Below are 14,827 nucleotides of genomic sequence, written 5' to 3'. Positions count from 1 at the left end.
AAGTAATGAGATATGATTTATAAACGACACAATCGATTGATTATCTTGAAAAGGATTAGCTCCATGTGCTCTGCAACGATATCCCGACTTTTTACCCTCTTTATGGTGGGTATCATGCTGATGCCATCCCCTACCTACAGTAAAATAAGCGCAACGACTCATACAAGCTCATTTACAGGTGCTTATTTAGCTGGAAGGGTTGCAAATCATGAAAATAAAACAGATCTTGCGATCAATTATTTTAAACAAGCACTCGTTTATCAACCTGATAACATTGAAACACAAAAAGAACTCCTTGAAGCTATGCTCTCGGTTGGAGACTTTAAAGAAGCTGTGCAACAAGCCAAAAAACTTAAAGAGCAAGGTGTTATAACTCCCTTTGTTTCCTTAACGTTGTCAATAGAAAGTCTCATTAAAAAAGACTATAAGAATGCCAAGCTTCTTCTACAATTAAAAGAACCTCCCACAGCCAATAACCCAATACCTGAACTCATCGGTGCTTGGATTACATTTGGATCTGGGCAAAAATCTCAAGCAATTGCTGATCTTAAGAAGCTCAAAGGTCCTGTCTGGTATGAGCTTTTTATATCTTATCATCTAGCGCTTATGAGCGACCTTGCAGAACGACCACAGGATGCAAAAAAATATTTTATTAAAGCACTGAATAACAAACAGGGGACTCTTATCGCTCCTAACACCTATGAACGTATTATTACAGCCTATGCCTCATTCCAATTGCGCAATAATATGCGTAACCAAGCTCTTCAAACAATCCAGCATGGCGAACAAATGTTGTCAGCTCGAGAAGTTTTCCAAAACTTTCGAGAAAAAATTGCAAAAAATGCTTTCTTAGAAAGATTGATTAAAACACCTCAACAAGGAGCAGCCGAAGTGTTGTATAATTTTGGAACAGCTCTCAACCATAAAAACTCAGGACGTATTGCACGTATTTTTAAACAATTATCTTTCGCTTTATATCCTCAAAATGATGCAACACTGTTTCAACTCGCACATATTTCTGCTAAACTGGATGATCTTCATCAAGCCATTAAACTTTATCGCGCTTTATCTCCTAAATCTCCTTATTATAAAGATGGACAAATTCATCTTGCATTCCTTCTTGCCAATAACAACAATTACAAAGAAGCAATAAAACTACTGACGTTGTTAAATAAAAAATTTCCCAATGATCGTAACATTTTGATAACGCTCGTTGCTTTTTATATGCAGGATCATAAATTTCTTGAAGCGACGAAAACTCTAGACTATGCGATTGCTCAGATAAAAAACTTTCAGCAAGACGATTGGAAACTTTTTTATCAACGTGGTATTGCTTTTGAACGTCTAAAACAATGGCCAAAAGCAGAAATTGACTTGCGAAAAGCCCTTGAACTTTTTCCAAACCAACCGCAGGTTCTAAACTATTTAGCCTATTCCCTTGTAGAGCGAGGTGAGAAACTTAAAGAATCACTCCATATGTTGCAAAAAGCTTCTTCTTTGCAAGCTCATAACAGTCATATTCTTGATTCTTTAGGGTGGGCTTATTATAAACTAAAAGAATACAACAAAGCAGTCCAAATATTGGAAAATGCTGTCAGGTTACAACCTGAAGACCCAACATTAAATGATCATTTAGGGGATGCCTATTGGAAAGTTGGACGTAAACGTGAAGCAATATTTCAATGGAATCACGCAATTGACGGAAAACCAGAAAATTCTAAACAAATTCAAGAAAAATTGAAATTTGGTTTGCAATAAACAATGCTTAACCGTAAACCACATAAAATAATAAACAGAGAGACTGAAATTTTTTTGGTTGCTGTTTGTGTCGTTCAATATTTTAAAGAGTATAAAGTGTGAAATTACCTGAACATCTTAACCCTAAACGTTCTTTTCAGGGACTCATCTTAACTTTGCAAAATTATTGGGCCCACTATGGGTGCGCGATTTTGCAACCTTACGATATGGAAGTTGGAGCTGGAACTTTCCATCCAGCAACAACGCTACGCTCTCTAGGTCCGAGACCTTGGAAAGTCGCTTATGTGCAACCTTCTCGGCGTCCAACAGATGGTCGATATGGTAAGAATCCAAATCGTTTACAACACTATTATCAATTCCAAGTGCTTCTCAAACCCTCTCCACCCAATCTACAAGAACTTTATATAAAGTCGCTACAAGCTATCGGGCTTGATACGAAACTACATGATATTCGTTTTGTTGAAGATGACTGGGAAAGCCCAACCCTTGGCGCTTGGGGACTTGGATGGGAATGTTGGTGCGATGGGATGGAAGTCTCTCAATTTACTTATTTTCAACAAGTTTGCGGCATTGAATGCGCCCCAGTTTCAGGAGAACTCACATATGGTCTTGAGCGTCTAGCAATGTATATCCAAGGGGTTGATAACGTCTATGATCTCAACTTTAATGGTTTGGAGAAAGAAAATAAAATAAGTTATAGAGACATCTTTCTACAGGCAGAACAGGAATATTCATATTATAACTTCGAATTTGCTGATACGAAACTGCTCCACCAACATTTTATCGATGCCGAACGCGAATGCAATGCACTTCTTAATGCCGGAAAACCCAATAAAGAAAATGCATTCCATCGCTGTGTTTTTCCTGCCTATGATCAATGTATTAAAGCGAGCCATATTTTTAATCTTTTACAAGCACGTGGCGTTATTTCTGTAACTGAACGACAAAATTATATTCTTCGCGTTCGTGATCTCGCACGCCGTTGTGGGGAAGCCTTCTTACTCACAGAAGCTGGACAAATATATACTGGAGAAGCCTAATGTCTGATCTTCTTCTTGAACTTTTCAGTGAAGAAATCCCTGCACGTATGCAACGAAAAGCTGCTACTGATCTTAAAAAAGCTGTTACAGATCAACTTGTCAATGCTGGATTGACCTATAAAGCTGCTCGTGAATATTGGACCCCCCGTCGACTAACATTGGACATCCGTGGACTTTCTATACGCTCAAAAGATATCCATGAGGAACGCAAAGGTCCCAGTACAAAATCACCACAGCATGCAATTGATGGTTTTCTCCGAGCAACGGGGCTCAACGATATTTCTGAAGCACAGATTGGACATGATGATAAAAAAGGTGATTTTTATATTGCTAAAATTGTAAAAAAAGGTAGGGCAGCAGAAGAAATTATTGCTGATATTTTACCAGATATTATTCGCAACTTTCCGTGGCCAAAATCTATGCGTTGGGGAAAAGATTCCGCAAAAAGTGGTGCTCTAAAGTGGATTCGACCTTTACAAAATATTCTTTGTGTCTTCGGGCCAGAAATTGGTGAAACGCATGTTATCCCATTTACAATTGGTTCTCTTGAAAGTAACAATCTCACTTATGGTCATCGTTTCTTAAGCGACGGAAAGCCATTCCAAGTGCGCCGCTTTGATGATTATGTGATGCAACTTGAAACCCATAAAGTGATTCTGGATGCAGAAAGACGAAAGAATATTATTTTAGCGGATGCCCAAAATCTTTGCTTTGCAAACGGTTTAGAACTGGTTCAAGATAATCTCCTCCTAGAAGAAGTTGCGGGTCTTGTTGAATGGCCTGTTATTCTTATGGGTGATTTTGATAAATCATTCCTTGATATTCCTCCAGAAATTATTCGCTTGACCATTCGAGCTAATCAGAAATGTTTTGTCACCCGTAAACAAGGAGAAAAGGTAAAACTTTCTCATCACTTTATTCTTGTTTCTAATATTCTTGCCAACGATGAAGGCAAAGAAATTTCGAAAGGAAATAGTAAGGTTGTTCGTGCCCGTCTTTCGGATGCCCTTTATTTTTGGCAAACAGATCAGCATGATTTGCCCGATATTCAACACTTGGAATCTTCTGTAAAAAAATTTGATCTTGATATAAAGAAACCTCTTGATCAAAGAATGGCGCGACTTGATCATTTGAATGTAACTTTTCACGCCAAATTAGGGACGCAAGGTGCAAGAGTAGAACGCATCGCTAAACTCGCCCAAGAAATTGCACCTTTGATACAAGCAGATCCTCTTTTAGCAAAGCGTGCAGCAATCCTTGCAAAAGCTGATTTGCAAACGGAAATTGTCGGAGAATTTCCTGAACTACAAGGGGTTATGGGGCAAAAATATGCCCTTCTGCAAGGGGAAGATCCTCGCGTAGCTGTCGCAATTGAAGAGCACTATAAACCTCAAGGACCAACAGATCGTCTTCCGCAAGAACCACTTGCTATAACCATTATGCTCGCCGACAAAATTGACATGCTGGTTGGCTTTTGGCTCATTAATGAAAAACCAACGGGCTCGAAAGATCCCTATGCATTAAGACGAGCAGCCTTGGGAATTATTAGGCTTGTTCTTTCACGAGACTGGAAAATTAATCTTATGCCACTGTTTCAGTTGGCAACGGATCTTTTCGTACAACAAAAAAATAAATATGAAATCTCTCAACAAGAAAATCCACAATTGCAGAATTTTCTTCCAGAAAAAACAGAGTATATTTTATCCGATCTGTTATTCTTTTTTCATGACCGTTTAAAAATCCATCTAAAAGAGGAAGGGGCTCGCTATGATGCCCTTGAAGCGGTTTTAAACAAAGATTCTGATGATTTTTTATTGGTTGCACGTCATGTCGAGTCTCTTATCGCTTTTATTAATACCCATGATGGAATGAGTTTTGTAGCCTCTGTAAAACGTACTGCCAACATTCTTGAAAATGAATTTCAAAAAAACACAACAATAGCGCATGAAATTAATCCTGAGCTCTTTGTTGAAAAAGAAGAAAAGCAGCTCTATGATGCAATCTGTGAAGTGGAAAGAAAGGTTCTTGCGCCCATCAATACAACAGATTTATCATTTGCACTCGGTATTCTAGCGCCGCTTGGAAAATTGATAGATCTCTTTTTTGAAAAAGTATTGGTAAACGATAAAAACCCTAACGTTCGTGCGAACCGCCTAGCTCTTCTAAAACGTATTCACACACTTACACAAGCAGTTGCAGATTTCTCAAAACTTGTCCTTTAAAACTAAAATGTCTTATGAACTGATAAAAATAATAAAGATAAATTTTTTCTTTTTTTATTAATGAATATTTCAGAATATTATAAAGAATTTCCCCGTGGAATTTGCTCTAACTTTTTAAAGCAGTAGAACTTTTTATCATCAATGATACTTTATATTGAGTCATAAACACTACATATCGTAGATTTCTCATCATAAGTCTCTCTCTTATTGAATCAATTAAAAAAACTCCTCCGCACCCTACAAGCTGGGTGAGTGTGTCGATAACTTATTGAAAAAATAGTAAAAGTTCTCCCCATGAACAATGTCAACTGCTATTGAAAAATGAAGAGAATTGGCTAGGTAAAATAGGTGCTATCTGTTTGCACTCTTATTAAATAAAAAGATATCATACTCAGTAGATTTTATACACTTTATGGGGAGGGGGCCTCTTCACAGACTCTGTCATAAAATGAAGGAGAAAAGTATGTTGAGAATTTCTCTCCAAAATAAGCATATAAATGTGTACCGCATGGCTATTCTATAAAATAAAACCCCTTTGGATTGCTTATTCATTGGCTTTCTTTAAAGAAATCTTTTTTAAGTCTCCCAAGCCCTTTTTATGACGGAGACCATAAGTGTGTATAATGATAAAGCCATTTAGCCGCCTATCTTTGCCCTTGTAAAAGGAGCCACTCACATGCTTTTACCAGCCCCAAATGCTGCCGATAATCCTTAGCTCTTGAGAGAGTTCATAAGAGATGACTTTTCTTGCACAATTTTGTCCACAAACCATTCTCCCTTGTCGCGTGCAAAAAAACGATTTTGATTAATTCAAAATAGAACAGTTTTGAAATGAGAAAGGTATTTTCCATAAAACTGCCCAACATAAAAGCAGTTGCTCAATACAAAAATCGTCACACTATCTTAACTGATAATATAACAACAATGCTCGCTTATCGCTTCATACAAACAAAGACAATGGCACTTCTCATTATAATCTTTATGAAGAAAATCAAAAGATCAACCTAAGCTAGAGAACACGGCCCTTTAAACTCAATCCACAGCAAACTCACGACTAGCATCATGATATAGTAGATTAAAGCATTTGATATTGAAAAAATTATGCACTTAAAGAAGTAGTTTTGTATCTCTAAAATACCACTAATTAAGATATGTTTTCATCTTTCTCAATGATTCTTTCGAGAGAGCCTCTTTAACAAGTTCGTCTGCCCTGTTAGAATCTAATTCCTTTGCAATAAGGGTACGTGCTGTAGAAATTGCCAAATCGATAGCCGATGAAGAAACCATGCGGATTGCATCCGCTTCTGCTTGAGCAATTTTTTGCTCAGCCAGTTTATTGCGGTTTTTTACATATTCTTCCGCTTTTTTACGAGCTTCAGCAATCACGGATTCAACTTCATGCTTTGCCGCTGCAATAATTTCTTGTGCATCTTTTTCTGCTTCTGCATGCTTGCGTTGATATTCAGCTAATATTTCCTGTGCCTCTTCACGAAGACGTAGAGCCTCATCCAGCTCATCTTTGATACGCTTCGCGCGTGCATCAAGATGATGTAAAACTTTCTGCGGAATCTCGAAATAGACTAAAAGAGCTAAAAAAAGAACTAATCCAACAAAAGCCCAAAAAGTATCACTCATTTTTGTCTTCCTCAATAATCCGCAATTTTAATAACTGAACGAACAGCCTCTTTGCTGAGATCAACATCAATCAATTTTTTCACGACTTCAATGGCGACTTCTTCAGCGATAGAACCAACATTTTGCATCGCTTTATCGCGAATTTTTGCTATCTGTTTTTCAGCCTCTGCAAGCTTTTTCTCTAAACGCTCTTCAATTTCCTTCCGTTCAAGCTCCGCCTTTTGTTTTAATTCTTCACCAGCAGCTTGTGCTATGGTATGAGCTTTCAAACGCGCTTCTGCTAATTCACGTTCATAAGTTTCAACAACAGTATCTGCTTCCTGCTTCATGCGCATTGCCTGATCTAAATCAGATGCAATCCGATCTCGACGTGTTTCAATAACACCGCCAATACGCGGTGCAATCACACGAGAGATAAACAGATAAAAAAGCCCGAAAGAAATTGCCAACCAGAAAAAATGCGAACTAAAATGAACAAAATCAAAAGGCGGAAACACACGATTTGCATGCTCTGCCACTTTTTTGATATGTTCTATCGACGTTTCAGTGTTCTGTGCATAAGCGCTGGAAACAAACATCTTTTTTCATCCTTTAAATAGCTTAAGCTTTCTCTCACCGATGATAATTGACAAACATTTTTCTGATTGAGAGCTAAAAGGGTAAATCTTTCCTCATAGTGAGAACAAACATACCCTTTTGATGATGTTAAACCCCAAAAAGAAGTAATAAAGCAATGAGCAATGAAAAGATACCCAAAGCTTCTGTCACAGCAAAACCAAAGACGAGACGTCCAAACTGACTATCTGCGGCTGATGGATTACGTAACGCACCAGAAAGATAGCTCCCAAAAATATTACCAAGCCCTAAAGCTGTTCCAGCCATACCAAAGCAAGCAAGACCAGCTCCAATATATTTTGCTGCAAGCACCATTTCCATATTATTCTCCTTTAAAGTGAAATTGCACTATTCGACGGAAAACCGCCAGTTTTATTAATGTCCTGGATGAATTGCATCATTAAGATACATACATGTTAAAACTGTAAAGACATAAGCTTGAAGAAATGCAACCAAAAACTCAAGAGCCGTAATCGCTACAGTCATAATAAGAGGCAAAATCGAACCACCAACGCCCACGATTCCTACCCCAATCATTGAAACAACAAAACCTGAAAACACTTTGAGCGTAATATGACCAGCTAGCATATTCGCAAAAAGACGAAGCGAAAGACTGATGGGGCGAGAGAGAAAAGAAATAATCTCAATCATTGTCACGAGAGGCAAAACGACGACAGGAACCCCACTTGGAACGAACAGTTTTAAAAAACTGACCCCATGCTTATAAAAACCATAACCAATTACCGTCAAAATAACCACCATTGCCAACGAAAACGTGATCATGATCTGAGAGGTCACCGTATAAAAATAAGGGAAAAGACCAATAAAGTTAGCAACCAAAATAAAGGTAAACAGAGAAAAAACTAAAGGAAAAAACTGCATACCCTGTACACCAGATGATTCTCGCAAAGTCGACGCGACAAACTCATAGGCCATTTCTGAAAGAGACTGCATCCGTGTTGGAACCAATCCACGGCTTGACGATGAAATAAAGAGAAAAACAGAAGTTATAACAACTGTAACGACTGTAAACAATGATACATTTGTAAAGGATAAATCCATATTCCCTATGGAAATCTTAATCAGCCGTGAAATCTCAAACTGATGAATAGGATCTGGAGCGTGCGCTGTCACTTCAACCTCATTTATCGGACCTTCTCATTGGTCTCTTTATTTTGTTCATCTTGGCGCAATACGCCTTTTTGCCCTAATTGACTGGAGGAAACATACCCCACAGACCGAAGAATACTCAATACACCAGCAGCAAATCCAAGAAAGAGAAAAAACACCAATCCCCACGGCCATGAACCTGCTAACTTATCAAACCCTACCCCCAAAACAATACCAACAATAACACTTGCCAGAAACTCACTGGAAAGCTTAATAGCATCCGCCATCCTTCCTTGTGATTTTTCCCGCCTATCCTTACGTTCCCGCTTCCTTAATGCTTGCTTGCGCACTAAAGCTACGCTTAAGTTCTTACTACGACATTCCAAATCCTCTGAATGAAAACACTCTCTTTGCTTTTTCTCTTCAGCCTTCTTGCGGCTTATAACGGGTTTTTCGCCCATCGCCATCATTGGCTCCTTCATCAAAAAGCAAAGTAAAAATGCATCTCATAAAACCGTGTGCATCATATTGTTCCCGAATTTATTCGTCAAGATACTAAAAGAAATCTATCACAAATTATCGTATAAATTTTATCGCCTAAATAACGTATTTTTCAATTCACATGCTTTTTTAAAAAGCTTTTGTGAATAATATAAAACTCATAGCCCCATCCTCTTTATGCTTATGAAAAGTCAAGCAAGCACCATTATACACTTTTTTAACTCCAATGTTGTAACACCCCGCGTCTTTTAAAAAGCATAAAAGGTATTTTTTCTTTCATCGTTTTTACTTACACATCAAACCTACGTATAATGAGAACATCATGTTAATTAATTCAATATGAACATGTTTGAAATATGAAAGAATTTTATGATTTTCGACGTTCTTAAATCAATATAAAAGTGATGATTTATCATAATAAATCAAAAGATTATAAAATTTATAACGCTAAACATTAATACACTTGCACATCATCATTCTCGCTTGCAAACAAATGGAATGCTGTCTTTTTTCCATCAAAATTATATCTTTTCTTCCTATTCTTTAAATATTCTGAACATATGTGAATTTATATACACAAAACACATCGTGTAACACTTTGATAAGAGTGCACAAACATAACTGATATCTTCTTCTTGGTAACATAATAGACTAAACACCTCTCCACTGGTTGTGAATCAATTGCGTAGGCTTTACCCATCATGCGTTCATGAAAATTTATATACCATTGAAAGCTGAAAATAATGTGAAATCATTCACTAGGTCTTGTACGTTAATACCTATTTACAGGCACTATCGTGAAATGGGCTTAGAAGCATAAAGAGATTTTTCTTTAAGTCTGCGATATAATGAATGACAATTTTAAATAGAATACAATAAAACTCGAATACGATCGCTATACCGTTTTATATAATTTTAATCTAATTTTTGAATCTCACACTTTAAAAGTGAATGTTGTCAGATTCAGCGGATATTTTTACTTTTTATTAAAAAAAATCATCGCAAGTAAAAATGCTTATGAATATTCTTTAGTTCTATGAAAATATAATTTAATGCTTCTCTTCAAACGAGTACCATCATTATATTCCCTCCCCTCATATTATTTTCATTTTTACATTAAAATACACTCTTAAAAGGATTGTATGCTCTTTCTTCAATATTCCCTATTAAATTCTTCTCATAACATACAAATAAAGAAGCTTTATCAAGAAAAATTAAACTGAGAAAGTTCTATAGGACGCATGATAAATGATTATTGATTTATCAATACATTAAAATAAAGATTTTTTTCTTTTATGAAAAAGAAGATATTTGTCTGTGGAAATTATCATTTCACTTTCGATATTTAGAACACTATAAATCATGAAAAGGCTTATTTTTAAGGTTCTATAGATTTCATTCACTTTAAAATAAAGAGCTATCATTTCTTTTTAGAACGTGTCGCAAAAGGATTGTCAGATGCGCGTAATGATAGGCGCACTGGGACACCAGCCATATCAAATGTTTCACGTAACCCATTGATAAGATAACGCAAATACGACTGGGGCATGACTTGGGGCCGTGAGCAAGAAATCATAAATCCGGGAGGGCGTGTTTTCACCTGTGTGATATATTTAACCTTAAGCCGACGTCCTGAAACCGCCGGGGGTGGATGATGTGCTACAACAGTTTCAAGCCATTGATTCAATTTAGCCGTAGAAATGCGACGATTCCATACACGGTGTATCATCATGACATTTTCCATGAGTTTATCAATCCCGTGACCATATTGTCCTGATAAAGGAACAGCTCTCAAACCGCGAACTTGAGGAAGAAATCGCGCACATTTTTCATGCAAATCAATCAATGTAGCCTGACTATTTTCAATAAGGTCCCACTTATTGAAAGCAATAACTGGAACACGCCCTTCACGAATCACAAGATCAGCAATTTGTAAATCCTGCTTCTCAAAAGGTATCGTTGCATCAAAAACAATGACCACCACTTCTGCAAAACGAATCGCACGCAAAGTATCAGCAACCGATAGCTTTTCTAACTTTTCTTGAATTTTCGATTTTCGACGTAAACCTGCAGTATCAAAAAGTTTAATTTGACGACCACCCCATTCCCAATCGACAGAAATAGAATCGCGGGTCAACCCTGCTTCTGGTCCTGTTAACAACCGATCTTGCTTCAGCATACTATTGATAAGGGTGGATTTTCCTGTATTGGGCCGCCCCGCAATGGCAATCCGAATAGGCTTGCTTTCATCGTAAATAAGCCCTTCTTCTTCCGAATTGTTCACATCATCACCAACAGAGGCTGGCTGTATCGTCATATCTTCTTCTTTGTTGTTGCCCAAAGCGCGCTCTGCCCCAACAGCGTCTATAATGGCATCACGAAGATCGCTAAGTCCCAAACCATGCTCAGCCGATATGAGACACGGCTCTCCCAAACCTAATGACCACGCCTCATACTCTCCCCCTGTTGCCGCTTTTGACTCAGACTTATTGGCAACAAGCACAATCGGTTTTCCTGATTTGCGAACCAGTGAAGCAAAATTTAAATCACTCGGTGTTATTCCACTCTTTGCATCAAATACGAATAAAATAAGATCTGCTTCATCAATCGCAGCTTTTGTCTGAGAGCGCATACGCCCCTTAAGGGTATGATCTCCCGCTTCTTCCAGCCCAGCCGTATCAATTACATCAAAACGTAGATCTTGAAGTTTTGCCGCATGAATACGCCGATCACGTGTTACACCAGGCTTATCATCAACCAAAGCCAATTTTTGCCCAACCAAACGATTAAAAAGTGTTGATTTCCCAACATTGGGACGACCAACGATAGCAATGGTAAGGCTCATCGATTTATTCCTTATTTGCCTTGCCCTCAGCTTGCATAAGCTCAAGCATCATTCGAGCCCGATCTGTTATTTTTGATCTCAGCGCACTTTCTGCAGAAATTTTCTGAAAATAGTCCACGGCCTCATCAATCTTCCCTGCTTTATAAGCAGCTAAGCCCAAAGCCTCTCGCGCAGACATACGCATAGGATCAAGGTCATTTGCCATATCTTTAACGCGCTTTTTGACATCATCCAAGCTCCCTGAATCAACTAAAATATAGGCTGCACGAATTTTCGCAACTTTCCGCAAAATCTGCGGTGCTTTCTCATCCGCTGCAACAGAATCAAAGATCTCTACCGACTTGATAAGATCACCTTGCTCCATGCGTAAAGAAGCCTCCCGCAAACGGGCAAGAAAAGGATACCCCCCAAAATGAGAGTCTTTAACATTTTCCAATTGCTTTATCGCCTCATCAAAATGACGTGTATCCGCAAAATTAAGGCTTTTTACAAATGCATCACCAATATGGCTGGCTTTCTTTATTTGCGCATGATGATAAATTTGATAAGCAATTATCATGAGGATGAAAAGAAGAGCGGCCCCAATAATCAAAAGACCATACCGTCTCCAAAAAGCCAGCGCCTTTTCCTGACGAAATTCTGCATTAACTTCAGCAATAAAACTATCATACGACATATAACATACCTTGTAAAACAATTTACTTTCTACACTTTTACGCATAAATGAACAAAGATGGTAGCCCTCATTCACGAAAAATCTTTAAATTGCTCCGTTTATTCATTTCAAAGCAATATGTATTCCAATCGATTAGGCTTTTGCAACTGTATCAATTAAAAATGATGTAAATATCCTTTTGTTTCACATGACAATTTTTATATAATTTGAATTTATAAAAAAGACCACAACCTAATGTCATGCATGCTTGTCTATAATGTTAACCATTCTTTCCTCATTCAATGTATACAAAAGACAATCTTTCAAAGTCCTTTGAAACAACCGGTTCCTTGTCTTCGGTTGTAGAATGGCATTAAACAAGCAAACTCTTTACAAAAAACTACAGCTCAATCTCCCTCCCTAAAACCAAATAAACAAATTTTCACTCAGGAGAAAAAATACTGGAGCATTATTAAAAGTACGCTCGCTCCCCAAGCTTCAAGTAAAAAAAATTTATACAAAGGGTATCCCTTCAACTTATCTTCATACGGTTAATAATCTTTTAGAATTGATCCTTAAAGCTTTTAAAAAATATCCTATTGTAATGGCCAAACCCACATAAGCATGGGAACAGCCACAATAATAATTAACACCGCCAAGGGAGCCCCCAAACGTGGATAATCACTAAAACGATATCCTCCTGGTGCCATCACGAGCATATTGCTTTGATGTCCAATAGGTGTAAGAAACTCACAACCTGCACCAATGGCAACAGCCATCAAAAAAGCTTCAGGCTTATAATGAAGAGAATGAGCAAAACTTGACGCGATGGGTGCAACCATCATAACAGTTGCGGCATTATTTAAAAATGGCGTAACCAACATGGCTGTCACCAACATCAGAGCTAAAGCACCAGATGGCGGAAAAAATATTGCCAGTTGGCTCAGCCATTGACCAATGAGATCCGTACATCCCGTTTTCTCTAACGCTTCACTCACTGGAATAAGAGCTGCTAATAGGACTAATATTGGGCCATCTAATGCCTGATACAGATCACGCGCGGGTAAAACGCGAAAAATAACCATCGCAGCAGCAGCAGAAAAGAAAGAAAAAGCAACTGGCACAATATGAAAAGCCGTAAAAATAATGGCTATAAATAAAATGGCTAAGGATATAAAACCATGCCGTAAATTTCCAAACACAATATTTCGTTTTGCTAAGGGCAAACATTTCAGTTCCCTTAATAAATTCGGAATAACCGCATCTTGTCCTTGTAAAACAATTACATCTCCAAGATGAAAGATAATATCATCAAGTCTTCCCCGTACCCTCTCATGTTGACGACTTAACGCAAGCAAATTGACATTATAGTGATCAAAAAGTGAAAACTCTTTCGCACTAATGCCAATAAGAGGCGAATTATGCGTGATGACCGCTTCAATAATATCAATGTCACTGTCCTTATCCCCTGTAGAAAGAGTTCGTTCCTTAGAAAACTCTAAACGTGCAGAGTTCATCACACTATCTATTCCTGTATGCGATCCTTCCAGCAAAACAATATCGTTTTCAGACAAAACAAAATCTGGTAGTGGCGAAATAGATACTTTGTTTCTGATGATTTGAATCACCATAACATCACCACTTGATGGCTTAACCAAATCAACAATACTTTTCCCCACAATAGATGAATTTATTGGAATATGCACTTCTACAACATAATTACGAATATCAATGGCATCATCAAACGATCCACCTGAGCGCACACGCACTGGCAAAAGCCAATAAAAACAGACCAAATATAAGACACCAACCGTCGCAATAACCGCACCAACTGGTGTAAAATCAAACATCGTAAAAGGTGTTCCTGCTAAACGTTCTTGCATCGCTGAAATAACAACATTGGGAGATGTTCCTATCTGTGTCATTAGCCCCCCCAACAAAGAACCAAAGGCCATGGGCATCAAAAAAACAGAAGGAGAAACCTGAGAACGGCGAGCAAACTGAAAAGCGATCGGGAGCATAATAGCTAAAGCACCAATATTTTTAACAAACATTGATAAAACGACAACAGAAAAAACCAAAAAAGCTAATTGAAGGCGAACCGATTTCACATCTGGCCATATCCGCTGAATAATAAATTCCATTATACCAGAGCGTGATACAGCCGTACTGACAACAAATACACTTCCCACAATAATAACAATATCATTACTAAAACCGCTGAAAGCTTCCTTTGGACTGACAAGACCAAGAGCACACGCTATTAATAATGTACAAATAGCGACAAGATCATAACGAAATCGATCCCAAATAAACACAACCATCATGAGACCAATGATCGAAAAGGCTATTATTTGATTTTCTGTCATAACACTCACCTCTCCCCATTAAATTATAATGAACAAAAACATAATTTTATATGTTTTAAATATTCCTATAAACAGCA

At 37.7% G+C, this 14,827-nt stretch carries 11 protein-coding genes; 3 read left to right on the top strand and 8 right to left on the bottom strand.

Features of this window, described 5'->3' with window-relative positions:
• Nucleotides 1-63: 63 nt before the first annotated feature.
• The 3 genes from FJG96_RS04330 (at nt 64) to glyS (ending at nt 5,020) form a co-directional block, all read left to right on the top strand.
• Complete coding sequence (locus FJG96_RS04330) at nt 64-1,758, top strand: tetratricopeptide repeat protein (protein WP_139412897.1); 1,695 nt, start codon at nt 64-66, stop codon at nt 1,756-1,758.
• A 98-nt stretch (nt 1,759-1,856) separates the two neighbouring features.
• Nucleotides 1,857-2,798 carry a glycine--tRNA ligase subunit alpha gene (locus FJG96_RS04325; protein WP_139412896.1) on the top strand — a complete coding sequence of 314 codons (942 nt, stop codon included), beginning with the start codon at nt 1,857-1,859 and terminating at the stop codon, nt 2,796-2,798.
• A complete protein-coding gene (gene glyS / locus FJG96_RS04320; RefSeq protein ID WP_139412895.1) occupies nt 2,798-5,020 on the top strand; it encodes a glycine--tRNA ligase subunit beta in 2,223 nt (740 codons plus the stop codon). Before FJG96_RS04325 ends, glyS begins: the two co-directional genes overlap by 1 nt.
• Nucleotides 5,021-6,160: 1,140 nt before the next feature.
• On the opposite strand, the gene FJG96_RS04315 is transcribed toward glyS, so the two are convergent.
• The 8 genes from FJG96_RS04315 to FJG96_RS04280 all read right to left on the bottom strand — a co-directional run bounded on the left by FJG96_RS04315 (nt 6,161) and on the right by FJG96_RS04280 (nt 14,750).
• Nucleotides 6,161-6,655, bottom strand: coding sequence for a F0F1 ATP synthase subunit B (locus tag FJG96_RS04315; protein WP_139412894.1), 495 nt, complete (start codon nt 6,653-6,655; stop codon nt 6,161-6,163).
• An 11-nt stretch (nt 6,656-6,666) separates the two neighbouring features.
• Entirely contained in the window at nt 6,667-7,233 is a 567-nt protein-coding gene (locus FJG96_RS04310; protein ID WP_139412893.1) for a F0F1 ATP synthase subunit B, read from the bottom strand.
• A gap of 127 nt (nt 7,234-7,360) precedes the next feature.
• Nucleotides 7,361-7,591 carry a F0F1 ATP synthase subunit C gene (locus tag FJG96_RS04305; protein WP_005773968.1) on the bottom strand — a complete coding sequence of 77 codons (231 nt, stop codon included), beginning with the start codon at nt 7,589-7,591 and terminating at the stop codon, nt 7,361-7,363.
• Between the two features lie 54 nt (nt 7,592-7,645).
• Nucleotides 7,646-8,404 (bottom strand): F0F1 ATP synthase subunit A, encoded by a 759-nt coding sequence (locus FJG96_RS04300; protein WP_005773970.1) that lies wholly within the window; start codon nt 8,402-8,404, stop codon nt 7,646-7,648.
• An 11-nt stretch (nt 8,405-8,415) separates the two neighbouring features.
• Nucleotides 8,416-8,847 (bottom strand): AtpZ/AtpI family protein, encoded by a 432-nt coding sequence (locus FJG96_RS04295; RefSeq protein WP_139412892.1) that lies wholly within the window; start codon nt 8,845-8,847, stop codon nt 8,416-8,418.
• A 1,454-nt stretch (nt 8,848-10,301) separates the two neighbouring features.
• A complete protein-coding gene (der, locus tag FJG96_RS04290; protein ID WP_139412891.1) occupies nt 10,302-11,726 on the bottom strand; it encodes a ribosome biogenesis GTPase Der in 1,425 nt (474 codons plus the stop codon).
• A 4-nt stretch (nt 11,727-11,730) separates the two neighbouring features.
• Nucleotides 11,731-12,402 (bottom strand): DUF2659 family protein, encoded by a 672-nt coding sequence (locus FJG96_RS04285; protein WP_139412890.1) that lies wholly within the window; start codon nt 12,400-12,402, stop codon nt 11,731-11,733.
• 575 nt (nt 12,403-12,977) lie between these two features.
• On the bottom strand, nt 12,978-14,750 hold the full coding sequence (locus FJG96_RS04280; protein WP_139412889.1) for an SLC13 family permease: 1,773 nt from the start codon (nt 14,748-14,750) through the stop codon (nt 12,978-12,980).
• Nucleotides 14,751-14,827 lie beyond the last annotated feature (77 nt).

Origin of the sequence: Bartonella mastomydis (genome assembly GCF_900185775.1) — a bacterium.
Lineage (GTDB): Bacteria > Pseudomonadota > Alphaproteobacteria > Rhizobiales > Rhizobiaceae > Bartonella > Bartonella elizabethae.
Note: the sequence above shows the minus strand (reverse complement) of the source record. Positions and strands in the feature narration are given on the sequence as shown.

Coding starts and splice junctions, on each gene's coding strand:
- FJG96_RS04295 (WP_139412892.1), bottom strand. CDS start 8,847: ATGGCGATGGGCGAAAAACCCGTTATAAGCCGCAAGAAGGCTGAAGAG.
- FJG96_RS04305 (WP_005773968.1), bottom strand. CDS start 7,591: ATGGAAATGGTGCTTGCAGCAAAATATATTGGAGCTGGTCTTGCTTGC.
- FJG96_RS04315 (WP_139412894.1), bottom strand. CDS start 6,655: ATGAGTGATACTTTTTGGGCTTTTGTTGGATTAGTTCTTTTTTTAGCT.
- FJG96_RS04310 (WP_139412893.1), bottom strand. CDS start 7,233: ATGTTTGTTTCCAGCGCTTATGCACAGAACACTGAAACGTCGATAGAA.
- FJG96_RS04285 (WP_139412890.1), bottom strand. CDS start 12,402: ATGTCGTATGATAGTTTTATTGCTGAAGTTAATGCAGAATTTCGTCAG.
- FJG96_RS04330 (WP_139412897.1), top strand. CDS start 64: ATGTGCTCTGCAACGATATCCCGACTTTTTACCCTCTTTATGGTGGGT.
- der (WP_139412891.1), bottom strand. CDS start 11,726: ATGAGCCTTACCATTGCTATCGTTGGTCGTCCCAATGTTGGGAAATCA.
- FJG96_RS04280 (WP_139412889.1), bottom strand. CDS start 14,750: ATGACAGAAAATCAAATAATAGCCTTTTCGATCATTGGTCTCATGATG.
- glyS (WP_139412895.1), top strand. CDS start 2,798: ATGTCTGATCTTCTTCTTGAACTTTTCAGTGAAGAAATCCCTGCACGT.